Source organism: Bacillus sp. 196mf, from assembly GCF_003217275.1.
GTDB lineage: Bacteria > Bacillota > Bacilli > Bacillales > Bacillaceae_G > Bacillus_A > Bacillus_A thuringiensis_S.
The window spans coordinates 40238-65796 of sequence record NZ_QJTG01000003.1; the positions used below are offsets into that span (position 1 = coordinate 40238).

Here is a 25559-nt window from a genome sequence, read left to right on the forward strand (position 1 = left end):
TTTTTTAATATTCATTTAACATTTCATCAATTGTAAATTTGATTCCGTGATAAGCAAATAAAGCTACTATTAAGCTTGGGAACCCGTAGCGATTACCTTCATCGTCTGGAATAAGACCTTTTAACAGTTTTGTATCAATATGTACGTCTGTATATTGTTCCAGTGATTCCGTACCTTCTTGAAGAGCAGAAATGCCGACAATAGAGTGTCCCTCTTCTTGTAGTTTTTTTGCAATTTCTACAACCGCTTCATCTGTTGAAAAACGGCTAATAAGAAGTACACGATCCGCAGAGGTTACGTCTGCTTCTTTACCATTTTCAAATAAGCGTTTTGCTTGCTTCAATGGTTCAGCACCGAATAGTGCTTCGGCAACAACGCCCTCCATTTCATTTGTACCATATAAATAAATGAAACCATCGCTAACTAGTGCTTGAGCAAGTAAACGAGCGCTATCTTCTATATTCATTTCTTCTTTTTGAGAAATTTTGGAGAAATAACCACTTAATTGAGTTGAAAAAATTTTTAACATAATATTACTCCCTTCGTACGTGCTTGCCGGCTTTCATTATAGTTTATTTTTTTAGAAAGGTGAAATCGTAGGGTAGCATAACAAAATAGGAAACGGTAAAATAAGAAAGAATAGGAAGGAATTTGCCAAAGAATAGCGAAAATAAATCGTTAAGATATAAGAAGCTTTAAATCTTGTACTTACACAGAAAGGTTGGGAATTATGGAAGGTAAAATTTTAATTGTTGATGATCAATATGGGATTCGTGTGTTATTACATGAAGTGTTCCAAAAAGAAGGTTATCAGACATTCCAAGCAGCGAATGGATTTCAAGCTTTAGATATCGTGAAAAAAGATAATCCAGATTTAGTAGTGTTAGATATGAAAATTCCAGGCATGGATGGTATAGAGATTTTAAAGCATGTAAAAGAAATTGATGAGAGTATTAAAGTCATTTTAATGACTGCTTATGGAGAGCTTGATATGATCCAAGAAGCAAAAGATTTAGGAGCTTTAATGCATTTTGCTAAACCATTTGATATTGATGAAATTCGTCAAGCTGTGAGAAATGAGCTCGCTGTAGAGGCGTAAAAATGAATTTTTTATAAAAAATATGGAAAAAAGCGTTTACATGGACTATTGTGCAGGTGAATACGGTTGAGTTTTTGAGTACAAGTTGTTATCCTATTGAGTGTAGAAAAAAGTCCGGTATGTAGATATACATATTTTACCTTATTCTGGTCATACTACCAGCGATAAGAACTTATCGGATACAAAAAACGTTTTTTAGGAGGATTCACCATGCCTTTAGTTTCTATGAAAGAAATGCTAAACAAAGCACTAGAAGGAAAATACGCAGTTGGTCAATTCAACATGAACAACTTAGAGTGGACTCAAGCTATCTTAGCTGCTGCGGAAGAAGAAAAATCTCCTGTAATCCTAGGTGTATCTGAGGGTGCAGCTCGTCATATGACTGGTTTCAAAACAGTTGTAGCTATGGTTAAAGCTTTAATCGAAGAAATGAACATCACTGTTCCTGTAGCGATTCACCTTGACCATGGTTCAAGCTTCGAAAAATGTAAAGAAGCAATCGATGCAGGTTTCACATCTGTAATGATCGACGCTTCTCACCACCCATTCGAAGAAAACGTTGAAACTACTAAACAAGTAGTAGAATACGCACACGCTCGTAACGTATCTGTTGAAGCTGAGCTTGGAACAGTTGGCGGACAAGAAGACGACGTAATCGCTGAAGGCGTAATTTACGCTGACCCAGCAGAGTGTAAGCACCTTGTTGAAGCAACAGGTATCGATTGCCTAGCTCCAGCTTTAGGTTCTGTACACGGTCCTTACAAAGGTGAGCCTAACTTAGGATTCGCTGAAATGGAACAAGTTCGTGACTTCACTGGCGTACCTTTAGTATTACACGGTGGTACTGGTATCCCAACTGCTGATATCGTAAAAGCTATCTCTTTAGGTACTTCAAAAATCAACGTAAACACTGAGAACCAAATCGAGTTTACAAAAGCTGTTCGTGAAGTATTAAACAAAGACCAAGAAGTTTACGATCCTCGTAAATTTATTGGACCTGGCCGCGACGCTATTAAAGCAACTGTTGCTGGTAAAATGCGTGAGTTCGGTTCTAACGGTAAAGCGTAAGAATAAAATTCCGTTTTGGAAACCGTCTAGTCTTTTAGACGGTTTCCTTTCGTTGTATAATGAAAGCGTGAACAAGTCGAAAGATTTTATCATTTTTGGTTTTTAAATAGAAAATAATGTGCATAGTCCTATTAATAAATGTGATAACGTATCTAAATTGATAAAGTGAATTCGATGAATAGTTGATCTTTATCTATTCGTGCTACAGGAGAAATGGAGATAATGGTTTCCTATTTATTGAGTTTTGGGATGGAAAGAGTAATTGAGATTCTTAAGGGGAGCTTTCTATGAAAAGATAGAAAGTAAATACATTCACAAGAAGGGAGCTCAATATGGAAAAATTGCTAATTGAAGGCGGAAGAGCTTTAAATGGAACAATTCGAGTAAGCGGTGCAAAGAACAGTGCCGTTGCATTAATTCCAGCGACAATTTTAGCAGATACTCCAGTAACTATTGGTGGTGTCCCTAATATTTCGGACGTGAAAATGTTAGGCGACTTACTAGAGGAAATTGGAGGGAAAGTAACTTATGGACAGGAGGAAGAGATGGTAGTCGATCCTTCTAACATGGTTGCAATGCCTTTGCCAAATGGAAAAGTGAAAAAATTGCGCGCTTCTTATTATTTAATGGGTGCGATGCTTGGCCGTTTTAAAAAAGCTGTTATTGGGCTTCCGGGTGGATGTCACTTAGGACCGAGGCCGATTGATCAGCATATTAAAGGGTTTGAAGCGCTAGGTGCACATGTTACAAATGAACAAGGTGCTATCTATTTAAGAGCAGATGAACTACATGGAGCACGTATTTATTTAGATGTTGTTAGTGTGGGGGCTACGATTAATATTATGCTAGCAGCTGTACGAGCAAAAGGTAGAACTGTTATTGAAAATGCAGCGAAAGAGCCCGAGATTATTGATGTAGCTACATTGTTAACAAGCATGGGAGCACGTATTAAAGGTGCCGGTACAGATGTAATCCGAATAGATGGTGTGGACTCTTTACATGGTTGTCACCATACTATCATCCCAGATCGTATTGAAGCTGGTACGTATATGATTCTAGGAGCTGCGTCAGGAGGAGAAGTAACGGTTGATAACGTTATTCCTCAGCATTTAGAATCAGTTACTGCTAAGCTAAGAGAAGCTGGTGTTCAAGTTGAAACGAATGATGATCAAATTACAGTGAACGGTAATAGAAAGTTAAAAGTAGTTGATATCAAAACGCTTGTATATCCAGGTTTTCCAACAGATTTACAACAGCCTTTTACGACGCTTTTAACAAAAGCACACGGGACGGGAGTTGTAACAGATACAATTTACGGTGCCCGTTTCAAACACATTGATGAATTACGTCGTATGAATGCTCAAATTAAAGTAGAAGGTCGTTCGGCAATTGTAACTGGTCCTGTGTTACTGCAAGGTGCAAAAGTGAAGGCGAGTGATTTACGAGCGGGAGCAGCACTTGTTATTGCAGGGTTAATGGCAGATGGAATTACAGAAGTAACAGGACTTGAGCATATTGATCGAGGTTATGAGAATATAGTGGACAAGCTTAAAGGGCTTGGAGCAAACATTTGGCGAGAACAAATGACAAAACAAGAAATTGAAGAGATGAAGAACGCATAAGTGATACTTCCGTAAGGGGGAAGCGAAGCATCACTACTTGCGGAAGTACACTTTATAGAAAAACACGGTTCACAAAATACGGCAGAAATATAAAGACTTAAAGGAGAGGGATTATTGTGGAAAGAAGTTTATCTATGGAGTTAGTACGTGTAACAGAGGCTGCAGCATTATCATCAGCGCGTTGGATGGGGCGCGGGAAAAAAGATGAGGCAGACGGTGCAGCAACATCAGCTATGCGTGATGTATTTGATACAATTCCGATGAAAGGTACAGTTGTCATTGGTGAAGGTGAGATGGATGAAGCACCAATGCTATATATCGGAGAGAAATTAGGTACAGGATATGGACCACGTGTAGACGTTGCGGTTGATCCTTTAGAAGGGACAAACATCGTAGCAGCTGGTGGCTGGAATGCTCTTGCTGTTATTGCAATTGCAGATCACGGTAATTTGTTACATGCTCCTGACATGTACATGGATAAAATCGCGGTTGGCCCAGAAGCAGTTGGGGCAGTCGACATTGATGCGCCTATTATTGATAACTTACGTGCAGTTGCGAAAGCGAAAAATAAAGACATTGAAGATGTTGTAGCAACAGTTTTAAACCGTCCACGTCACCAAGCAATTATCGAAGAAATTCGTAAGGCTGGTGCTCGTATTAAATTAATTAACGATGGAGATGTAGCTGGAGCAATTAATACAGCGTTTGACCGTACAGGTGTAGATATTCTATTTGGATCTGGTGGAGCACCTGAAGGTGTATTAGCAGCAGTTGCTTTAAAATGTTTAGGTGGAGAAATTCACGGAAAACTATTGCCACAAAACGAAGCTGAATTAGCACGTTGTAAAAAAATGGGCATAGAAGACATTAATCGTATCCTTCGTATGGAGGACTTAGTAAAAGGTGACGATGCAATCTTTGCAGCAACAGGTGTAACAGATGGTGAACTATTACGTGGTGTTCAATTTAAAGGTAGCGTAGGAACAACACAATCTCTTGTTATGCGTGCAAAATCAGGCACAGTTCGCTTCGTAGATGGTCGTCATAGCTTAAATAAAAAACCGAACTTGGTTATTAAGTAAAAGGTGGAAGCGGCTCGTTCAGAAAGGTTAAAATGGTCGATCTTTTTAACTATCGGAGCCGGAACTAAATTAAATAAGAAGCGAAGACAACTTTTCTTGTCTTCGCTTCTTGTATTTGTGTTCCAACGTATTGATTAAAACTAGATAAAAGGGTTACAATAGTGAATATTACCCTACTTGAACTTATTGCCTTTCATTATTAATTATTTGCCTTCCGTATTTTTTCCCTTTACCCATGAAAAAAGAGAATAACGTTAAAGTGTGGTGTCTGAATGAATTTGTCAATTGCAGCATTAGAAAACATGAAATTAAAAGAGTTATACGAGCTTGCGAAAGAATTTAAGATTTCGTATTATAGCAAGTTAACGAAAAAAGAGTTAATCTTTTCTATTTTGAAAGCTCGAGCAGAAAAAGAAGGTTTCTTTTTCATGGAAGGCGTATTAGAAATTATTCAATCAGAAGGATTTGGATTCCTACGTCCTATCAACTATTCTCCAAGCTCAGAAGATATTTATATCTCAGCTTCGCAAATTCGTCGTTTCGATTTACGTAATGGAGACAAAGTTTCTGGTAAAGTACGACCTCCGAAAGAAAATGAACGCTATTTTGGGTTATTACAAGTTGAAGCTGTAAACGGAGATGATCCAGATTCAGCAAAAGAGCGTGTGCATTTCCCTGCATTAACACCATTATACCCAGATCGCCAAATGAAATTGGAAACGGAACCGAAAAAGTTACCGACACGTATCATGGATTTAATCGCACCAGTTGGATTTGGACAACGTGGTTTAATTGTTGCGCCTCCAAAGGCTGGTAAAACAAGTCTATTAAAAGAAATTGCACACAGTGTTACAACAAATCATCCAGAAGCAGAATTAATTGTGCTTTTAATTGATGAGCGTCCAGAGGAAGTAACAGACATTGAACGTTCTGTTAAGGGCGACGTTGTAAGTTCTACTTTTGATGAAGTACCAGAAAATCATATTAAAGTAGCTGAACTTGTGTTAGAACGTGCAATGCGTCTTGTAGAGCACAAAAAAGATGTTATCATTTTAATGGATAGTATTACCCGTTTAGCGCGAGCTTACAACCTCGTTATTCCGCCAAGTGGTAGAACATTATCGGGTGGTATCGACCCAGCGGCTTTCCATAGACCGAAGCGTTTCTTTGGAGCTGCACGTAATATTGAAGAAGGCGGTAGCTTAACGATTTTAGCAACAGCCCTTGTTGATACAGGATCTCGTATGGACGATGTTATTTACGAGGAATTTAAAGGAACTGGAAATATGGAACTTCACTTAGATCGTTCGTTAGCTGAACGTCGTATCTTCCCAGCGATTGATATTCGTCGTTCTGGTACACGTAAAGAAGATCTATTAATTCCAAAAGAGCATTTAGACAAGTTATGGGGCATTCGTAAAACAATGCGTGATACACCAGACTTTGTTGAAAGTTTCTTACGTAAGCTTCGTCAAACGAAGACAAACGAAGAATTTTTACAAAACATTGTTGCAGACTCGAAAAGATATGTAACAACTAAGTAAAGGGAAAAGATTGGGACTCGCTTATTTTATAGTAAGCGAGTTTTTTATGCCTTTTAGGTGATATTAAAGAGAGAAATAAGTGGGAGAACCTTAGCTGGTCAGAGCAGAACGAACCGCCTCCACTTTAAGATGATATCTAGCTCCAGCGGCTAGAATGGTAGGTGGCTTCGCGTCTTCCTACGAGGTAAAAAGCACCTCTACGTCAGAAGCTCCATCCCCCTCCCATTCTGAACGAGCCGCTTCTGCTTTTAAATTGTATCTAGTTCCGACGGCTAGCTCTTCGTGTCTAAGAACCTCCCGCACTAAAGGTAAAAAGCACCTTTTGTGCGAGAGAACCTTAGCCAGTCAGAGCTAAACGAGCCGTCTACACTTTAAATTTCAAAAGACAAAAACAGGTAGTTGCAAAATGAAGTTAGCCTTGTTATAATTTCATCATATGTGTTTCATCAATATAGTTGTGTATGCAGCTGAAGATGAAAAACTCTGTTTCGAAAATGATTCAGGGCGGAAGGAGATGAAAAGAATGAAAGCAGGAATTCACCCAGATTACAAGAAAGTTGTATTCATGGACACAAACACAGGCTTCAAATTCTTAAGCGGGTCTACTAAAGGCTCTAGCGAAACTGTTGAGTGGGAAGATGGTAACACTTATCCATTACTAAAAGTTGAGATCAGTTCTGATTCTCACCCATTCTACACTGGACGTCAGAAGTTTGCTACTGCAGACGGACGCGTTGATCGCTTCAATAAGAAATACGGTATCAAGTAATAAAAACATAAAACAGGCAAGTGTATGTATTCGCTTGTCTGTTTTTTTTGTGAAAATATTATACCTTTACCCTACTTTTAACTAAAAAGTAGATGAAAGGAGAGCTTCATGTACTTAATAAATCAAAATGGCTGGATTGAAGTGATTTGCGGTAGTATGTTTTCTGGTAAATCAGAAGAGTTAATCCGCCGTGTGCGCCGTACGCAATTTGCGAAACAACATGCAATTGTATTTAAACCATGTATTGATAATCGCTATAGTGAAGAAGACGTTGTATCACATAACGGATTAAAGGTAAAAGCAGTTCCTGTTTCAGCTTCAAAAGATATATTTGAACATATCACTGAAGATATGGATGTAATTGCAATCGATGAGGTACAATTCTTTGATGGGGACATTGTGGAAGTGGTGCAAGTATTGGCAAATCGTGGCTATCGTGTCATTGTAGCTGGTTTAGACCAAGATTTCCGTGGTCTACCATTTGGACAAGTTCCTCAGCTGATGGCGATTGCTGAACATGTAACAAAGCTACAAGCAGTATGTTCTGCATGTGGATCTCCGGCAAGTCGTACACAACGATTAATTGATGGAGAACCAGCGGCATTTGATGATCCGATTATTTTAGTTGGGGCTTCAGAATCGTATGAGCCACGCTGTCGTCATTGTCATGCAGTTCCTACAAACAAAGATAAGTAAAACTCGCTGCGCAAGGCGGGTTTTTTTCAGAATAGAGAGTGTGGTTGGTGTGAGCCGCTTACGCTTTTAAATATATCTAGTTCTGGTGGCTAGCTCTTCGCATCTAAGAACCTTCCGCCCAAAAGGTAAAAAGCACCTTTAGGTCGAAAGAACCTTAGCTGGTCAGAGCTGAAAGAGCCACCGCCACTTTTAAATATAATTTGCGTTTTTTTGAGTAAGTACCATATACTATTTGTATTAGATACTAGGATGTAGAGGTGAATGATGTGTTAGATCGTTTGCAAGCTGTAGAAAATCGTTATGAGAAGTTAAATGAATTGTTAAGTGACCCAGAGGTTATTAGCGATACAAATAAACTTCGTGAATATTCAAAGGAACAGTCTGATATACAGGAAACGGTAGAGGTGTATCGTGAGTATAAGGATGTTCGTGAGCAATTAAAAGATGCGAAAGCAATGTTAGAAGAGAAGTTAGACGCAGAAATGCGTGACATGGTAAAAGAAGAGGTTTCTGAGTTAGAATCACAAGAAAAAACGTTATCAGAACGTCTGAAAATTTTACTAGTTCCAAAGGACCCTAATGATGATAAGAACGTTATCGTTGAGGTTCGTGGGGCTGCTGGTGGCGACGAGGCCGCTTTATTTGCTGGTGACTTATACCGCATGTATAGCCGTTATGCTGAGGTTCAAGGTTGGAAAACAGAAATTATCGAGGCTAGCTATACAGAGTTAGGTGGATATAAAGAGATTATCTTTATGATTAACGGTAAAGGTGCTTTCGCGAAGCTGAAATTCGAGAATGGTGCTCACCGTGTACAACGTGTTCCTGAAACGGAATCTGGTGGACGTATTCATACATCTACAGCAACTGTAGCTGTATTACCAGAGGCAGAAGAAGTAGAAATCGACATTCACGAGAAAGATGTTCGTGTTGATACATTCGCTTCTAGTGGTCCTGGTGGACAAAGTGTTAATACAACGATGTCAGCGGTACGTTTAACGCATTTACCGACTGGTGTAGTTGTATCTTGTCAGGATGAGAAATCACAAATTAAGAATAAAGAAAAAGCGATGAAAGTATTACGCGCACGTGTTTATGATAAGTTTAGACAAGAAGCACAAGCTGAATATGATCAAAACCGTAAACAAGCTGTTGGTACGGGTGATCGTTCAGAGCGTATTCGTACGTATAACTTCCCGCAAAACCGTGTTACAGACCATCGAATCGGTTTAACGATTCAAAAGCTAGATCAAATCTTACAAGGTAAGTTAGATGATTTCATCAATGCCTTAGTGATGGAAGATCAGGCTCAAAGGATGGAGGCAGCTGAGTAATGCGTGTCTATGAAGCCCTGAAATGGGCTTCTTCTTTTTTACAGGAAAATGGACGAGATGAAAATGCGGGAGAAATTGTCCTTTGTCATGTATTAAAGATGAACAGAACAGGATTACTTATGAATATGCGTGAAGAAATAAATGAGGAACAAGAGGCAAGCTTTACGGAGTTTATCCACAAGCATGTAGAAGGTATTCCTATTCAATATATGATTGGTTATGAAATGTTTTATGGCCGGTCGTTCTTTGTGAATGAAGAAGTATTAATACCAAGACCGGAAACAGAAGAGCTTATAGTAGGAGTATTAGAAAGAATTGAGCGCCATTTTGGCGACAAGGAACTACATGTAGCAGATATAGGCACAGGTAGTGGAGCGATTTCTATTACGCTTGCTTTAGAAAATAAAAATCTCCACGTGTATACAGTAGATATTGCACAAGAGTCGATTGAAGTTGCAAAAGAAAATGCAAAAGCTTTAGGTGCAGAAGTAACGTTCTATCACGGTGATTTATTGTCACCATTTGATAAAACGGGTCAAAAGCTAGATGTTGTTGTTTCAAATCCTCCATATATACCGGAAGAGGATTGGCGTGGTCTTTCTCCTGTTGTGAAAGAGCATGAGCCGAAGAGAGCGCTTGTTGGTGGAGAAGACGGATTAGATTTTTATCGCCGTTTTATGGAAGAATTGCCGAATGTGTTGCAGGAGAAAGCAATTGTAGCGTTTGAAATTGGAGTAGGACAAGGTGAGGATGTAAAAAGATTGTTACAACAAGCTTTTCCACATGCCCATGTTGAGGTTGTTTTTGATATTAACGGAAAAGACCGTATGGTATTTGCAGAGATGGAGTAAGGTTCACACCTTACTCCATTTTTTTGTGGGAAAATTCATATAGATTTTGAATTTAATAGTTTAGAAATATGAAAGTCTGTCCACACTGTTTGTAGAGGGGACGGTGGAGGAAATGAAAAAACAAGTTATTGCTTATCTTCTTATACTATTAATTGGTGCACAGTTACTTGTGCAGTTTGGATATATGAAAGCTGATGCAAAAGGGCCTTCAGTTATTCCGAAAGAGGCCGTTCGATTACGCATTTTAGCAAATAGTGATTCAGATAAAGATCAGGCATTAAAGCGTAAAGTGCGTGATGAAGTAAAAGCACAAATTGATGGATGGGTAGCGGATTTAACTTCATTTGAAGAGGCGCGCAAAGTAATTCAAAGTCATATTCCAGAAATCGAGAAAACGGTGGAAAATACGTTAAAAAGAGAAGGAAGTAAAGAATCATTTCAAGTGAAATTTAGTAAGAATGTAAAGTTTCCTACAAAGGTATATGGGAATTTTATTTATCCAGCAGGAGAATATGAAGCGGTATTGATTACAATTGGAGAAGGTGAAGGGGCGAACTGGTGGTGTGTATTATTTCCACCAATGTGTTTCTTAGATTTTTCGAGTGGGACAGCTGTAAGAAAAGAAGAGCACGTTGTGAAGGCGGAATCTCCTGAAGAGGAGCAGGTGAAACAACTAGATGAGGAAGTAGTAAATACAGAAGAGAAGAAAGTGGATAAGGTAAAAGAAACGAAAGTTGTAAAACAGGAAGTAGTAAAAAAAGTAACATCTTCTGAAAAGAAAGTAGTAAAAAATGAAACAAAAGTCGAAGAGCAGCCTGTAAGCAAAGAAGAAACAAAAACTGTGGAAAAAGTGGAGAAACCTGTGGAGAAAAAACAAGAAAAGCAAAATGAGTATGTAAAAGTAGAAGAGGAAGAAGAAAAGCCAGAAGTTAAATTGTTTATTGTAGAAGCTTTTACATCTTTATTCTCTAAATAGTACTATTAATAAATCCCTCCTCATATATAAAAATGAGGAGGGATTTATTATGAAGAAAGTGTATTTTGCTACGAAGGCAGATGTGGAAAGATTACATTCTTTTTTCGGACAAGCTAATAAAAAAGATGATAAAATAAATGAGTTGTACGCACAATTTATGATTTTGGAAGAGGCGGAAGAAATACGAGCTGTAATTGGTTATGAACAAAGTGGGGAAGATGTACTTATTCGTTCTTGTTTATTCACACCTCATGTGGATAAACAGACTTTCTTATATTTTTTTGAAATGTTTTTGCAGTATATGAAAGAAAAAAGTGTTCAACAATTGTACTTACTAACAAACCATCCACAATCTGTACCAATCTTTCAGTTCTTTGACTTTTTTACTATAGAAAAGGATGAGGTTCCAGAGGGAATTCAACAGTTAGAACATTTTTGTAAAAATATAAAAGAGCAGAATGCAATAATACTAAATTGTCAGCTATTCACAAAGTTATCCACGGATTAATTAGGTTTATCCACATTTTGTGGATAAACCTTGTTTGTCTTTTGGATAAATCTCATAGTAAACTAAAAATAGACAAGTATTTAAGGGTAGAAAAGGACGTGGAAAAAAATGCATACAAGTATGTGGGTTGTGGATAATGTTGTGGAAAGAAAAAAATATTATCCACAGTTACAAGAAGCAGCAAAATTATTAAGAGAAAATGAGGCGGTTGCTTTCCCTACGGAAACAGTCTATGGGTTAGGTGCAAACGCGATGGATGATGAAGCAATCGCAAAAATTTTCGAAGCGAAAGGAAGACCGAGTGATAATCCACTCATTGTCCACATAGGTACAAAATCTCAGTTAGATGGCATTGTGAAAGAAATTCCACCAGTTGCAGAGAAGTTAATGGCGCATTTTTGGCCAGGGCCATTAACAATTATTTTGCCGAGAAAAGAAGGGATTTCAGAGAAGGTGACCGCAGGACTTAATACGGTTGGAGTAAGAATGCCTGATCATCCAATTGCACTTGCTCTTATTGAAGAGGCGAATGTACCTGTTGCGGCACCAAGTGCGAATCGTTCAGGGCGTCCAAGTCCAACATTAGCTTCTCACGTATATGAAGATTTGAATGGGAAGATTGCAGGTATTGTTGATGGTGGTGCAACTGGAGTAGGCGTTGAATCAACTGTAATTGATTGTACAAGCGCGGTTCCAACAATATTACGTCCAGGTGGGATTACGAAAGAACAATTAGAAGCAGTGATAGGTACCGTTTCTTTAGATCCAGCTTTAAAGGATGAGAAGGAAAAACCGAAATCACCTGGAATGAAATACACACATTATGCGCCGAAAGCACCACTTAGTATTGTTGAGGGCTCACGTGAGTTTATTCAGCATCTTGTAGATGAGAAAAAGGAAGAAGGATTTAAAGTAGGCGTATTAACGACGGAAGAGTATCAGCATGTATATAGCGCAGATGTTATATTATCTTGTGGTGTTCGAAGTGACTTAGCTAGCGTTGCGACTAAATTATATGATGTACTTAGAACATTTGATGCAAGTGAAGTGGATGTTATTTTTAGTGAGTCGTTCCCTAATGAAGGAATAGGAAATGCTATTATGAATCGTTTAACAAAAGCGGCAGGACATCATATTATTATTGAATGATAAGGTACGATTAGCAAACAGAATATTTCTCCTTGGATAAGCATATTGTGAAGTAGCACGTCCAAGGAGGGGCATGAATGACGTTTGAACAGCTAATACCTTTAATAATTATGGCATTCGCCTTAGGGATGGATGCGTTCTCGGTGAGTCTTGGTATGGGGATGATGCCCCTAAAGTTAAGACAAATCCTGTATATTGGTATGACGATAGGGATATTTCATATTATTATGCCGTTTATAGGGATGGTACTAGGTCGTTTTTTATCAGAGAAGTATGGAGAGATTGCACATTTTGCGGGTGCTATTTTATTAATCGGACTAGGTTTTTATATCGTATATTCGACCATTTTACAAAATGAAGAGACTAGAACTGCCCCTATTGGAATTAGCTTATTCGTATTTGCATTTGGCGTTAGTATAGATAGTTTCTCAGTAGGGCTTAGTCTTGGTATTTATGGGGCACAAACAATCATTACAATATTACTTTTTGGATTTGTTAGCATGTTATTAGCGTGGATTGGTTTATTAATTGGTAGACATGCGAAAGATATGCTCGGTACATATGGCGAGATAGTAGGTGGCATCATTTTGGTTGGATTTGGATTATATATCCTTTTTCCTATATAATTTTATGTAGGAGGGAATTATGAACAATCTATTGGAATGGTAGGTTAAGTTTTTAACCTTCTTTCCTCGATGGCTAAGAATACTTATAATTTGGGGTATTATTTTGCAAATTTCGATGTTAGGTTGGATTAAGTTAATTCGTGAATGGTGAGATGGTTCCTTTCTGTGAATATTTTGTTGGTACTATATTTATTGCACTAAAAATTACAGATATAGAAAGGATGAGATGAATGACGAGATTGAAGCAAGTTTTCGGTATTATTATTAGTTTTTTTGTTTTTTGGTTTAGTATGCTCGGTGTACAAATGTTTGCTGAGTTTTTAGATATTGAGTCATTGAAATTTGTTGCAGGAAAGACTGAGGCGGCGCGTGCCTTTTACTCTCCGTACCCGTTTTTAATTGTTTTTCTTATTACACTGCTTTCCCTATACTTCTTCGTAATGAAGCTAGGGAAACCGAAAAAAGAAAAACTGCCTACTTTAGAGGAAAAGAAGGAAGAATTACAATGATAAAAATCCCCTGCTAAAAAGCAGGGGATTTTTATGTTTGAGTGATGGCAGGAATCGATTCTGAGCGAGCCGCTTTCGCTTTTAGATATTATCCAGTTCCAGCGGCTAGAATGGTCGGTGGCTTCGCGTCTTCCTGCGAGGCAAAAAGCGCCTCTACGTCAGAAGCTCCATCCCCCTCCCATGAGCGAGCCGCTTTCGCTTTTAAATATTATCCAGCTTCAGCGGCTAGAATCTCCGGTCATTTCGCTCTCTCGCATGAAGCAAAAAGCGCTTCAAGGTCGAGAGCTCCAATGCCCTGCGATTCTGAGCGAGCCGCTTTCGCTTTTAGATATTATCCAGTTCCAGTGGCCAGCTCTTCGCATCTAAGAACCTCCCGCACGAAAGGTAAAAAGCACCTTTTGTGCGAGAGAACCTTATCTGGTCAGAGCTAAACGGGCCACTTCCACTTTTAAACTGGCCTAACCAATTCAAATTGTTCTCCTAATTTTGCATAGTTGTGTCCTGCTAGGCGGCTTATTGGTTTGAGTCCTTCTGCGTGAATGCGCCCTTTTTCATATAGATGTTCGGCAACGTGGAAACGAACGACGCGTCCAATTAGTAGATCACAAGCTGGTGAGTCTTCTGTTCCACCAAGTGGAATTGCACGTTCTAATACGCATTCCATTCGAATATTTGCTTCTTTTACACCTGGAACGGAGATGACTTCACTTTCAATTGGTGTTAGTTTTGCTAGTTCAATTTCACTTTCATTTGGCGGGAGATTAGCTGCTGTTTCATTAATTGCTGCTACATATGATTCGTCAGAAATATGTACGACAAATTCACCTTTTTCAATTGCGTTTCGGGAAGTGTCCTTTCTTTCTCCGGCTTTTCGTTGTACAGATACTGAGATAAGTGGTGGATTAGCAGCGACAATATTAAAATAACTATATGGTGCGCCGTTTAATACACCGTCTTTTGTTAAAGAAGTAACGAATGCGACAGGGCGAGGGATGATACTTCCAGTAAGTAATTTGTAATTATCTTTTTCAGTTTGTTCATTTGGATTAATGGATAACATGCTTGTAATCCCCTTTCTAAATATGAATACTTATTGTTTGTTTACAAGATAACGATGAGAAAATCCTGCTGGAAATAATATTTTGTTTCATAAAAAGAACTTACTTCAATTGTAATGAAGTAAGTTCTTTTTCAAGAATCTCAAATCTGAGATAAAAATTAAAGTAAAACGTATGCGCCAGGTCCGATTAAAGCTACACCAACAGCAACAGCGATTAACATTAAGTTATATTCATATCCATTTTGTGTTACCCAGTAACCATTTTTTCCGTGAACAGTGAAGATAGCCATTAACATTGTTCCAACGATAAATAATGAACCAACTACAATGAAAATACCTGATGCGAATAAGAAACCACCTAGTAATTCAGTTGCGCCAGCCATAAATGCCATAAATACACCAGGGCGTAAACCGATTGACTCCATCCAGCCACCTGTTCCTTTTAAACCGTAACCGCCGAACCAACCAAATAATTTTTGAGCGCCATGACCCATGAATGTAATTCCTATAATAAGACGAATAATAAGTAGACCGAAATCCATCATTTTTAAAAACCTCCTAAAAGTTATTAACTTACCTTACGTAAGTAATAATAAAATAGTTACTTACTTTAGTCAAGTGGATTTTGAAAAAAGTTTGAATTAAATTTTACAAATTAACAACAAAAAATAAAATGTGGTAAAGACCTCTAGACAAGTTGGGCAAAAAAAGAGAAAATATAAATAGAAGTTAACTTCTTATTGTTATTCAGACAATCAGAATTGACTGGAATTTTGTGAAGCGCTACAATAAGAGTCTATTAGTAATGACGTAATTTATTTCGAAAGCGTTTTTACAGTATAATATTCGAAGTATGAAGTCTTACATGTATCCCGAGCTTTACTAGGGATTGCCCTATAAACTTTTAGGTAAATTATAAGGAGGACTATCCTATGTTTAAAAAATTATTCGGTCTTGGTTCAAAAACAAATGAAGAAACAATCGTAGCTCCATTAACTGGAGCAGTGAAAAATATTGAAGAAGTACCAGATCCAGTATTCGCTGGTCGTATGATGGGTGACGGTGTTGCAATCGATCCTACTGAAGGTGTAGTTGTATCTCCAGTTGATGGTGAAATCGTACAATTATTCCACACAAAACATGCTATCGGAATTAAAGCGAAAAATGGTACAGAAATTTTAATCCACGTTGGATTAGAAACTGTAAAAATGGAAGGCGAAGGTTTCGAAGCTCACGTTTCTGAAGGCCAAGCTGTAAAAGCTGGAGATAAATTAATCTCATTCGACTTAGAATTAATCCGTGAAAAAGCGAAAAGCACAATTACTCCAATCGTTATTACAAACACAGATGCAGCTGAGTCTATTAAGACAACTGTAGGCGTAACAGCTACAAAAGGTTCAACAGAAGTAATGAAAGTTACAATGAAATAATTGCTGTATAAGAGGAATCCGTTTCGTATGAAATGGATTCCTTATTTTTGTTGCATATTCAGTAGGTATGTTAAAATACTCTGGGCACTTGGAAATAGGGTTTCACATATATGTGGATAAGGCGCATTTTTCTTAGAAAAAATATAAGAGAAATGCGCCTTTTGTATATTCACATTTCTTTTGTTCTATTCTAATGTAAGTTATGATGAGTGGTAAGAAATCGAATATAGGGGTGGGTTTGGATGAAACGAGTATTATTTGTTTGTACTGGCAATACATGTCGTAGTCCAATGGCTGAGGCGTTGCTTCGTCATCACGGAGGAGATAGGTTTGAAGTACAATCTGCTGGTGTTTTCGCCTATCCTGGGAGCGATGCATCGGTACATGCGAAGGAAGCTTTAGCTGAAAAAGGGATTTCAATTGACCATATCGCGCAGCAAGTAAACGAAACTTTGCTTGATTGGGCTGATATTGTCGTAACGATGACAGAAAATCATAAACAAATTGTACTTGGGCATTATCCGAGTGTTGAAAAGAAATTGAATACGTTATATGGATTAACTGAAGGTATAGGCAAGGACATTTCAGATCCATTTGGAGGCTCGCTTTCTATTTATAAAGAAACGTTAGATGAGATGGAAAAACTTGTACAAACTTTACTGAAAAAACATTCGGTAGGTTGATGTTTCGTGTATAATACGATATTGGAGATCACTTCGTCCTATTGAGGTAGCGAGTGTGAAATGAAGATAATTGATTGAAACTTTGGAGGGGTAAAAATGAAAGTAGTAATAGCATCTGATCACGGCGGTATGAATATCCGCAAAGAACTTGTAAATTTATTAGAAGAGTTAAATATTGAATATGTTGATTTAGGTTGTGAATGTGAAGCTGGTTCTGTTGATTACCCTGACTTTGCGTTTCCAGCAGCTGAAATGGTAGCGAATGGTGAAGTGGATCGTGGTATTTTAGTTTGTGGGACAGGCATTGGTATGTCAATCGCAGCAAACAAAGTAAATGGTATCCGTTGTGCGTTAGTGCATGATACTTTCAGCGCGAAAGCAACGAGAGAGCATAATGACACTAACATGCTAGCAATGGGCGAGCGTGTAATTGGTGCTGGTCTAGCGCGTGATATCGCGAAAATCTGGTTAACAACTGACTATGAAGGTGGTCGTCACGAAAACCGCGTAGGAAAAATTAAAACATACGAAACAAAGTAATACATTCTAACTATCAGTAGTGTGAAATATAATTTGGTGAACCAACCTGTGAAAGGAAGAGGCGTAATGACAGAAATCGTAAAGGTAAGAGAACAGCTACAAATGTCGCTTTCTGATTTCCAAGAACAAGCTTCATTACAAAGCGGTCAAATTTTTGTAGTGGGTTGTAGCACGAGTGAAGTGCTAGGCGAAAGAATTGGAACATCAGGAACGATGGAAGTAGCAGAGGCGATTTTTTCTGAGTTAAAACAATTTCAAGAGCAAACAGGTATTGAATTAGCGTTTCAATGTTGTGAGCATTTAAACCGTGCTTTAGTGGTTGAGAGAGAAGTAGCGATAAAATATCAATTTGAAATTGTAACAGTTACGCCTGTTAGATCAGCAGGTGGTGCATTGGGGACATATGCGTATCACAATTTGAAAGATCCGGTAGTAGTTGAGTTTATTAAAGCAGATGCAGGAATGGATATTGGTGATACGTTTATTGGTATGCATTTAAAACATGTAGCTGTTCCGGTTCGTACAAGTGTGAAGGCAATTGGAAGTGCACATGTAACGATGGCCAAAACACGTGGAAAACTAATAGGTGGAGCACGTGCTGTTTACGCGGTGGCGGAAGAGACTACCACTTGCAGTTAAATATGAGAAATTAGGAAGTCATATAGTAGCTGTTTATCATAAGATAAAAGGTATGTTGTCTGACTTTATAGTAGAAGAAAGAAAAGACCGATTTTCGGTCTTTTTTTTCTTTTATGATATAGAAAGTCATGTTAGAATGTAGTTGAAAACATGAAGGTTCGAAAGAATTACAACCTGAATTTTCGTTTTTTCTGAATAAATAAGAAAAAACTGTTGGGAATTGATGTAATTCGTTCAGAAAAGGGGGATTTTGGTGGATCATTTAAAACGTCAAGATGAAAAGGTATTTGCTGCAATTGAGGCAGAACTAGGAAGACAGCGTTCGAAGATTGAGTTAATTGCTTCGGAAAACTTTGTAAGTGAAGCAGTAATGGAGGCGCAAGGTTCTGTTTTAACGAATAAGTATGCTGAAGGATATCCTGGAAAACGTTATTATGGTGGCTGTGAACACGTAGACGTAGTAGAAGATATCGCACGTGATCGCGTGAAAGAAATTTTCGGCGCAGAGCACGTAAATGTTCAACCACACTCTGGTGCACAAGCGAACATGGCAGTATACTTCACGATTTTAGAGCAAGGCGATACAGTACTTGGTATGAATTTATCTCATGGTGGTCACTTAACACACGGAAGCCCTGTTAACTTCAGTGGAGTACAATATAATTTCGTAGAATATGGCGTGGATGCTGACTCTCACCGTATTAATTACGATGATGTATTAGCAAAAGCGAAAGAACATAAACCAAAATTAATCGTTGCAGGTGCAAGTGCATACCCTCGTGTTATCGATTTCAAGCGATTCCGTGAGATTGCAGATGAAGTGGGCGCTTATTTAATGGTTGATATGGCACATATCGCTGGTTTAGTAGCTGCTGGTTTACATCCGAATCCAGTACCACATGCACATTTCGTTACAACGACAACACATAAAACGTTACGTGGCCCGCGTGGTGGTATGATTTTATGTGAAGAGCAATTTGCAAAACAAATTGATAAATCAATCTTCCCTGGTATTCAAGGTGGTCCACTTATGCACGTAATCGCTGCAAAAGCTGTTGCGTTTGGTGAAGCACTTCAAGATGATTTCAAAACATATGCACAAAATATCATTAACAATGCGAACCGCTTAGCTGAAGGTCTTCAAAAAGAAGGACTTACACTTGTTTCTGGCGGAACAGACAATCACTTAATCTTGATTGATGTTCGTAACTTAGAAATCACAGGTAAAGTAGCAGAGCACGTATTAGATGAAGTTGGTATTACAGTGAACAAAAATACAATTCCATTTGAAACAGCAAGCCCATTTGTAACAAGTGGTGTACGTATCGGTACAGCAGCTGTAACATCTCGTGGTTTCGGTTTAGAAGAAATGGATGAAATTGCGTCACTTATTGCTTATACATTAAAAAATCATGAAAATGAAGCTGCATTAGAAGAAGTACGTAAGCGTGTAGAAGCGTTAACTAGCAAATTCCCAATGTATCCAAATCTATAATAGATTGAAGAAGACTGCCGAGACTTAATTGTTTTGGCGGTCTTTTTTGTGGACATATATTATTTTTAAAGTATGTATACAAATGATGAATAAATTTTGGCGATATAATGAAGGATACAGCTCCCATAATTGGTAAAGATACTAGATAGATTCATCGTAAAATCATGATTTTGCCAAATTTGCCCTTGAATATTAGTAGCGTTTTCTTTACAATCGTAAATAGTGTAAAAAAGCGTGCAAACGCATGAATATCATCTAAAGGAGAGATTCACATGGGAAAACTGTATGTATTTGATCACCCGTTAATTCAACATAAGATTACATATATTCGCGATAAGAATACAGGTACGAAAGATTTTCGTGAATTAGTGGACGAAGTAGCAAGCTTAATGGCTTTCGAAATTACTCGCGACCTTCCGCTTAAGGACATCGAAATTGAAACGCCTGTAAGCAAAGCGACAACAAAAGTGATCGCTGGTAAAAAACTTGGTTTAATTCCGATTTTACGTGCAGGTTTAGGAATGGTTGATGGAATTCTGAAATTAATTCCAGCAGCAAAAGTAGGACACGTTGGTTTATACCGTGACCCTAAAACATTGCAACCGGTAGAATACTATGTGAAACTTCCAACGGATGTAGAAGAGCGCGACTTTATCGTACTAGATCCGATGCTAGCAACAGGTGGTTCTGCGGCTGAAGCGATTAACTCTCTGAAAAAGCGCGGTGCGAAACAAATTAAATTAATGTGTATCGTTGCAGCTCCAGAAGGGGTAAAAGTAGTACAAGAAGAACATCCTGATGTTGATATTTATGTAGCAGCATTAGATGAGAAATTAAATGACCACGGATATGTAGTACCAGGTCTTGGTGATGCTGGTGACCGTTTATTCGGAACGAAGTAAGACAACTGACGAGCAGGGGAGATTCCCCTGCTCGTTTTTTTTTGCTGCAAACAAGTAGGGGAGGGGGAGGATAAATATACATCGTATATACAACATAAGTTGCATACACATCACATATAATATAGAAGTCTTACGTCTGAGGAACACTATATTATGGAAGAAAAGCGTTATATCTCGAAAATATAATAGTGACAAACTTGTGAACATTTCCTTCTATTATAAAGAGAAAACTGTTAGAAATTGCATATATGTAACCAGTATTTAGAAGGGGAACGTTTTCATTTTTGGGAGGAAATGCCTAATACTCAAATTTTTAGATTTTTTACGATTTCTCGTTGACACTGTTAATACCCTATTGTATGCTAACAACGGGGATAGATGGTAGGGCTTTCAGTGACAAAATTACATCTATTCCGTGACGAAAATGTAAACTTTTTGTTTTGTATAGGATTTATGCAAAAAAATGAGTTATTATTAACACATCGTGAATGAGGGTTACATATTGGAGGGATGAATCCTTGCAAAAAAACGATCGCAGCCATATAAAAGCATATGCTTTAATGTCAGGAATTCTTGCTCAGTTAGTCGGTTCTATACTTGTTGGAATCTTTGGTGGGCAGTGGATTGATAATAAGGTTGGAACGTTTCCATTGTTTCTTATTATAGGGTTATTACTCGGGTTAGGAACAGGGGTATACGCAATGATTCGACTCATTCGACATTACTATTCGGGAGAGCAATGATGATAGACGTACATGGACTTGTCCAAAGACAAAAGAAATATATGTACTACTTGCTTACGCTTCTAGTGCTAGGATGGGGATTTACCTCTTACAAGGATGTATTTCTTGGGCTGATTATCGGAACGATTTTCAGTTTTCTTAGTTTGCGCATCATTGCACGTAGAACAGACAAGCTGTTAGATCGCGTAACAAATGGAGAAAACGTGAAGTTTAAGGCGACAGCTGTAAGTACATATTCAAGATTCGCCACGATTGGGTTATTAATTTTATTTGCAGCCAAATATCAAGAGTTAATTGCGATGTGGGGCTTAGGTGTAGGATTGCTGACAGGATACCTTGTCATGATCATAGATTTTCTTTATTTAGAGTATAAGAGCAGGGAAGAGAGGTGAATTACTAGTGGAACACGGTAAATTAGTTGAATTTCTAGGTTTAACGTTCGATTTGTCATCAGTTATGATGGTTACTGTAGCAGCAGTTATTGTTTTCTTAATCGCTGTTATCGGAACTCGCAGCTTAGCCCTTCGCCCAACCGGGATGCAAAACTTCATGGAATGGGTGTTTGACTTCGTGAAAGGGATTATCAATAGTACGATGGACTGGAAAACAGGTGGACGTTTCTTAACGCTTGGCGTTACGCTTATCATGTTTATCATCGTATCGAACTTCCTTGGTTTACCATTCATGTATTCAGCAACTGAAGCTGGCGAACATATTGCATGGTGGAGGTCACCAACGTCTGATCCAGCAGTTACATTAACATTAGCCGTGATGGTAGTTACCCTCACCCATTATTATGGAATTAAGATGAAGGGTACGAAAGAGTATGTTAAAGGTTATTTCCAACCTATGAAATTCTTATTCCCATTAAAGGTTATTGAGGAGTTTGCTAACACATTAACGTTAGGTCTTCGTTTATTCGGTAACATTTATGCAGGTGAGATCTTATTAGGATTACTTGCTAAGTTAGGCGGGGCATCATTCCTTGGAGCATTAGGTGCGCTTGTACCAATGTTAGCATGGATGGGATTCAGTGTATTCGTTGGATCAATCCAAGCATTTATTTTCGTTATGTTAACGATGGTTTATATGGCTCATAAAGTAAGTCATGACCATTAATATAATTTAAGTAAGAAAAAATTTATTTTTTTATAATACAAAGGAGGACAAATTAAATGAGTTTAGGTGTAATCGCAGCTGCAATTGCAATTGGTTTATCAGCATTAGGTGCAGGTATTGGTAACGGTCTTATCGTATCACGTACAATCGAAGGTGTTGCTCGTCAACCAGAATTAAAAGGCGCACTTCAAACAATTATGTTCATCGGGGTTGCTTTAGTTGAGGCACTTCCAATCATCGGTGTAGTTATTGCATTCATCGTAATGAACAAATAAGGGAGACTCCCCTTACATAGATGGCGAAGAGTGTTTTTCCGAACTTTCTTCGCCATTGCTTTATGAACGAAACGTATGTCTTTTTTTTTCATATGATCAATTTAGATATTTTGAAGGGAGTGAATCCTTGTGCCAACTTTATTATTAGGAGCTGCCATTCCATTTGGAACGATTGCTTATACATTGTTCATTTTCTTAATTCTATTAGTAATGCTACGCAAATTTGCGTGGGGTCCTTTAATGGGAATTATGAAAGAACGTGAAGAGCATGTTACTAATGAAATCGACGCTGCAGAAAGAAGTAACGCTGAAGCGAAGAAGTTAGTAGAAGAACAACGTGAAATGTTAAAACAATCACGTGTTGAAGCACAAGAGTTAATCGAAAGAGCGAAAAAACAAGCTGTAGATCAAAAGGATGTTATTGTTGCTGCTGCGAAAGAAGAAGCAGAATCAATTAAAGCATCTGCTGTACAAGAAATTCAACGCGAAAAAGAGCAAGCGATTGCTGCTTTACAAGAACAAGTCGCTTCTTTATCTGTTCAAATTGCTTCTAAAGTAATTGAAAAAGAATTAAAAGAAGAAGATCAAGTTAAGTTAATTCGCGATTATATTAAAGAAGTAGGAGAAGCGCGATGAGCAATGGGATTGTAGCAAAACGTTATGCTGTCGCTCTTTTTAAAATTGCAAAAGAAAAACACGTATTAGAAATGTTTGAAGAAGAATTACGCCTTGTACAAAACGTTTATGTAAAGAACGGAGAACTACATAGCTTTTTAACGCAACCGAACATTTCAAAAGAGCAGAAGAAAACGTTTCTTGCAAACGTATTCGGATCTGTTTCTGAATCAATTTTAAATACGTTATATATTTTAATTGATAACAAGCGTATTGATATCTTACCTGAAATTGCAGATGAATATGTTGTTCTTGCTAATGAAGAACGTAACGTAGCGGATGCAACTGTATATTCTATTCGTCTTCTATCTGAAGAAGAGAAGCTTAACATTGCAGAAGCATTTGCAAAGAGAACGGGAAAAGATGCAATTCGCGTGAAAAATGTTGTAGATGAAGATTTACTAGGCGGAATTAAAGTACGCATTGGAAATCGCATTTATGACGGAAGTTTACAAGGAAAATTAGCACGTATTCAGCGTGAATTAATGAAGAATAGATAGGGGTGAAGCACATGAGCATCAGAGCTGAAGAAATTAGCGCACTGATAAAGCAACAAATCGAGAACTATCAGTCTGAAATCGAAGTTAGTGATGTTGGTACAGTTATCCAAGTTGGTGACGGTATTGCGCGTGCTCATGGTCTTGATAACGTTATGGCTGGTGAGCTTGTAGAGTTCTCTAACGGCGTTATGGGACTAGCACAAAACTTAGAGGAAAACAACGTAGGTATTATCATTTTAGGACCTTACACAGAAATCCGTGAAGGTGACGAAGTTCGTCGTACTGGTCGCATCATGCAAGTACCAGTAGGAAAAGAACTAATTGGTCGTGTTGTAAACCCATTAGGTCAACCAGTTGATGGTTTAGGCCCAATCAATACAACAAACACTCGTCCAATCGAAAGTCCAGCACCAGGTGTAATGGATCGTAAATCTGTTCATGAGCCACTTCAAACAGGTATTAAAGCGATCGACGCTCTTGTACCAATTGGCCGTGGTCAACGTGAGTTAATCATCGGTGACCGTCAAACTGGTAAAACAGCAGTTGCACTTGATACAATCATTAACCAAAAAGATGAAGATATGATTTGTATCTATGTAGCTATCGGACAAAAAGAATCAACTGTACGTAACGTAGTAGAAACACTACGTAAGCACGGTGCATTAGAGTACACAATCGTTGTAACTGCATCTGCTTCTCAACCAGCTCCATTATTATACTTAGCTCCTTATGCTGGTGTAACAATGGGTGAAGAGTTCATGTACAATGGTAAACACGTATTAGTAGTATATGATGACTTATCAAAACAAGCAGCGGCTTACCGTGAGCTGTCATTATTATTACGTCGTCCTCCAGGTCGTGAAGCTTATCCAGGGGATGTATTCTACTTACATTCTCGCTTATTAGAGCGTGCAGCAAAATTAAGTGATGCAAGAGGCGGCGGTTCTTTAACTGCACTACCTTTCATCGAAACACAAGCAGGGGACGTATCAGCATACATCCCAACAAACGTAATTTCTATTACGGATGGACAAATCTTCTTACAATCTGACCTATTCTTCTCTGGCGTACGTCCAGCGATCGATGCGGGTACTTCTGTATCTCGTGTAGGTGGATCTGCTCAGATTAAAGCAATGAGTAAAGTATCAGGTACACTTCGTCTTGACCTTGCATCTTACCGTGAGTTAGAAGCGTTCGCTCAGTTCGGTTCTGACCTTGATAAAGCAACTCAAGCGAAATTAAACCGTGGTGCTCGTACTGTTGAGGTATTAAAACAAGGATTACACAAACCGTTACGTGTAGAGAAACAAGTTATCATTCTTTACGCTTTAACACGTGGATTCCTAGATGATATCCCAGTAGTAGATATCACTCGTTTCGAAGAAGAATTCCATGCTTGGTTAGATTCTAATGCGACTGACTTATTAGAAGAAATCCGCACAACTAAGAAACTTGCGGATGACGACAAATTTGCAGCAGCAATTAATGGATTTAAAAAAGTATTCGTAGCTTCTGAATAATAATAAAAGTGAAGCCGACTGTTCAGCCCCATCGGCTAAGAGGCGGAACTAGATTAATAAAAGCGGAAGCGGCTCGTACAAGCCGCCGACGCTAGATAATATATAAGGCATCTCAGCCTCTGAGATTGCTGACGGTTATGTAAAG

32 protein-coding genes are annotated in these 25559 nt (G+C 38.2%); 29 read left to right on the top strand and 3 right to left on the bottom strand.

The annotated features are described in order from the left end of the window. Positions 1–4 precede the first annotated feature (4 nt). Positions 5–529 (bottom strand): DUF2529 domain-containing protein, encoded by a 525-nt coding sequence (locus tag ATL10_RS06850; protein WP_090978283.1) that lies wholly within the window; start codon positions 527–529, stop codon positions 5–7. A 201-nt stretch (positions 530–730) separates the two neighbouring features. Here ATL10_RS06850 and spo0F point away from each other — a divergent pair, with 201 nt between their 5' ends. The 15 genes from spo0F to ATL10_RS31600 all read left to right on the top strand — a co-directional run bounded on the left by spo0F (position 731) and on the right by ATL10_RS31600 (position 14199). Further along, positions 731–1099, top strand: coding sequence for a sporulation initiation phosphotransferase Spo0F (gene spo0F / locus ATL10_RS06855; protein ID WP_000398594.1), 369 nt, complete (start codon positions 731–733; stop codon positions 1097–1099). Between the two features lie 210 nt (positions 1100–1309). Then, entirely contained in the window at positions 1310–2167 is an 858-nt protein-coding gene (locus ATL10_RS06860) for a class II fructose-bisphosphate aldolase (RefSeq protein ID WP_001131856.1), read from the top strand. Positions 2168–2499: 332 nt separating this feature from the next. Continuing rightward, entirely contained in the window at positions 2500–3789 is a 1290-nt protein-coding gene (murA, locus tag ATL10_RS06865) for a UDP-N-acetylglucosamine 1-carboxyvinyltransferase (RefSeq protein ID WP_000413248.1), read from the top strand. A 116-nt stretch (positions 3790–3905) separates the two neighbouring features. Next, positions 3906–4871 carry a class II fructose-bisphosphatase gene (glpX, locus tag ATL10_RS06870; protein ID WP_000442336.1) on the top strand — a complete coding sequence of 322 codons (966 nt, stop codon included), beginning with the start codon at positions 3906–3908 and terminating at the stop codon, positions 4869–4871. Positions 4872–5143: 272 nt separating this feature from the next. Then, positions 5144–6415 (top strand): transcription termination factor Rho, encoded by a 1272-nt coding sequence (gene rho, locus ATL10_RS06875; protein WP_001053903.1) that lies wholly within the window; start codon positions 5144–5146, stop codon positions 6413–6415. A gap of 523 nt (positions 6416–6938) precedes the next feature. Continuing rightward, a complete protein-coding gene (locus tag ATL10_RS06885; protein ID WP_000643435.1) occupies positions 6939–7184 on the top strand; it encodes a type B 50S ribosomal protein L31 in 246 nt (81 codons plus the stop codon). Positions 7185–7292: 108 nt separating this feature from the next. Continuing rightward, positions 7293–7880: a thymidine kinase gene (locus ATL10_RS06890; protein WP_000280851.1), complete on the top strand. Its 588-nt coding sequence runs from the start codon at positions 7293–7295 to the stop codon at positions 7878–7880. Between the two features lie 266 nt (positions 7881–8146). Further along, the gene (gene prfA / locus ATL10_RS06895; RefSeq protein WP_000887066.1) at positions 8147–9214 is read left to right on the top strand and encodes a peptide chain release factor 1; all 1068 of its coding nucleotides are present in this window, start codon (positions 8147–8149) and stop codon (positions 9212–9214) included. Continuing rightward, complete coding sequence (gene prmC, locus ATL10_RS06900; protein WP_001267022.1) at positions 9214–10065, top strand: peptide chain release factor N(5)-glutamine methyltransferase; 852 nt, start codon at positions 9214–9216, stop codon at positions 10063–10065. The genes prfA and prmC overlap by 1 nt, the downstream gene beginning before the upstream one ends. Before the next feature lie 112 nt (positions 10066–10177). Next, the gene (gene spoIIR / locus ATL10_RS06905) at positions 10178–11041 is read left to right on the top strand and encodes a stage II sporulation protein R (RefSeq protein ID WP_000745068.1); all 864 of its coding nucleotides are present in this window, start codon (positions 10178–10180) and stop codon (positions 11039–11041) included. 49 nt (positions 11042–11090) lie between these two features. Next, complete coding sequence (locus ATL10_RS06910) at positions 11091–11549, top strand: GNAT family N-acetyltransferase (RefSeq protein WP_000758437.1); 459 nt, start codon at positions 11091–11093, stop codon at positions 11547–11549. A gap of 108 nt (positions 11550–11657) precedes the next feature. Next, entirely contained in the window at positions 11658–12698 is a 1041-nt protein-coding gene (locus tag ATL10_RS06915; RefSeq protein ID WP_065224442.1) for an L-threonylcarbamoyladenylate synthase, read from the top strand. Positions 12699–12775: 77 nt separating this feature from the next. Next, on the top strand, positions 12776–13324 hold the full coding sequence (locus ATL10_RS06920; protein WP_000142477.1) for a manganese efflux pump MntP: 549 nt from the start codon (positions 12776–12778) through the stop codon (positions 13322–13324). 230 nt (positions 13325–13554) lie between these two features. After that, complete coding sequence (locus ATL10_RS06925) at positions 13555–13833, top strand: DUF3935 domain-containing protein (protein ID WP_000197475.1); 279 nt, start codon at positions 13555–13557, stop codon at positions 13831–13833. 180 nt (positions 13834–14013) lie between these two features. Then, entirely contained in the window at positions 14014–14199 is a 186-nt protein-coding gene (locus ATL10_RS31600) for a hypothetical protein (RefSeq protein WP_180231653.1), read from the top strand. 82 nt (positions 14200–14281) lie between these two features. On the opposite strand, the gene ATL10_RS06935 is transcribed toward ATL10_RS31600, so the two are convergent. After that, positions 14282–14893 carry a flavin reductase family protein gene (locus ATL10_RS06935; protein WP_000949046.1) on the bottom strand — a complete coding sequence of 204 codons (612 nt, stop codon included), beginning with the start codon at positions 14891–14893 and terminating at the stop codon, positions 14282–14284. Between the two features lie 158 nt (positions 14894–15051). Further along, complete coding sequence (locus ATL10_RS06940) at positions 15052–15438, bottom strand: DoxX family protein (protein ID WP_000968616.1); 387 nt, start codon at positions 15436–15438, stop codon at positions 15052–15054. Positions 15439–15825: 387 nt separating this feature from the next. On the opposite strand from ATL10_RS06940, the gene ATL10_RS06945 reads away from it, so the two are divergent. From ATL10_RS06945 to atpA, 14 genes are all read left to right on the top strand, one after another. Beyond that, on the top strand, positions 15826–16323 hold the full coding sequence (locus ATL10_RS06945) for a PTS sugar transporter subunit IIA (protein ID WP_000473666.1): 498 nt from the start codon (positions 15826–15828) through the stop codon (positions 16321–16323). Positions 16324–16565: 242 nt separating this feature from the next. Continuing rightward, positions 16566–17006: a low molecular weight protein arginine phosphatase gene (locus ATL10_RS06955; protein WP_097924464.1), complete on the top strand. Its 441-nt coding sequence runs from the start codon at positions 16566–16568 to the stop codon at positions 17004–17006. Positions 17007–17102: 96 nt separating this feature from the next. Then, positions 17103–17546: a ribose 5-phosphate isomerase B gene (gene rpiB, locus ATL10_RS06960; protein ID WP_000869539.1), complete on the top strand. Its 444-nt coding sequence runs from the start codon at positions 17103–17105 to the stop codon at positions 17544–17546. Positions 17547–17612: 66 nt separating this feature from the next. Further along, the gene (locus ATL10_RS06965; protein ID WP_000136377.1) at positions 17613–18185 is read left to right on the top strand and encodes a TIGR01440 family protein; all 573 of its coding nucleotides are present in this window, start codon (positions 17613–17615) and stop codon (positions 18183–18185) included. Between the two features lie 253 nt (positions 18186–18438). Next, positions 18439–19680, top strand: a complete 1242-nt coding sequence (gene glyA, locus ATL10_RS06975) for a serine hydroxymethyltransferase (RefSeq protein WP_000349806.1) — start codon at positions 18439–18441, stop codon at positions 19678–19680. Between the two features lie 272 nt (positions 19681–19952). Further along, positions 19953–20582, top strand: a complete 630-nt coding sequence (gene upp, locus ATL10_RS06980; RefSeq protein WP_000517539.1) for a uracil phosphoribosyltransferase — start codon at positions 19953–19955, stop codon at positions 20580–20582. Positions 20583–20960: 378 nt separating this feature from the next. Beyond that, positions 20961–21074, top strand: a complete 114-nt coding sequence (locus ATL10_RS06985; protein WP_000232962.1) for a DUF4024 domain-containing protein — start codon at positions 20961–20963, stop codon at positions 21072–21074. A 26-nt stretch (positions 21075–21100) separates the two neighbouring features. Next, complete coding sequence (locus tag ATL10_RS06990; RefSeq protein WP_001171223.1) at positions 21101–21325, top strand: AtpZ/AtpI family protein; 225 nt, start codon at positions 21101–21103, stop codon at positions 21323–21325. After that, entirely contained in the window at positions 21325–21717 is a 393-nt protein-coding gene (locus tag ATL10_RS06995) for an ATP synthase subunit I (protein ID WP_110496638.1), read from the top strand. The genes ATL10_RS06990 and ATL10_RS06995 overlap by 1 nt, the downstream gene beginning before the upstream one ends. Positions 21718–21724: 7 nt before the next feature. Next, a complete protein-coding gene (gene atpB / locus ATL10_RS07000; RefSeq protein ID WP_000399870.1) occupies positions 21725–22444 on the top strand; it encodes a F0F1 ATP synthase subunit A in 720 nt (239 codons plus the stop codon). A 56-nt stretch (positions 22445–22500) separates the two neighbouring features. Continuing rightward, positions 22501–22719, top strand: a complete 219-nt coding sequence (gene atpE, locus ATL10_RS07005; protein WP_000052064.1) for a F0F1 ATP synthase subunit C — start codon at positions 22501–22503, stop codon at positions 22717–22719. 129 nt (positions 22720–22848) lie between these two features. Beyond that, positions 22849–23355, top strand: a complete 507-nt coding sequence (atpF, locus tag ATL10_RS07010) for a F0F1 ATP synthase subunit B (RefSeq protein WP_001142615.1) — start codon at positions 22849–22851, stop codon at positions 23353–23355. Further along, positions 23352–23894, top strand: a complete 543-nt coding sequence (gene atpH / locus ATL10_RS07015) for a F0F1 ATP synthase subunit delta (protein WP_000064682.1) — start codon at positions 23352–23354, stop codon at positions 23892–23894. Before atpF ends, atpH begins: the two co-directional genes overlap by 4 nt. 11 nt (positions 23895–23905) lie before the next feature. Next, positions 23906–25414 carry a F0F1 ATP synthase subunit alpha gene (atpA, locus tag ATL10_RS07020; RefSeq protein ID WP_000027521.1) on the top strand — a complete coding sequence of 503 codons (1509 nt, stop codon included), beginning with the start codon at positions 23906–23908 and terminating at the stop codon, positions 25412–25414. The last annotated feature ends 145 nt before the right edge of the window (positions 25415–25559 follow it).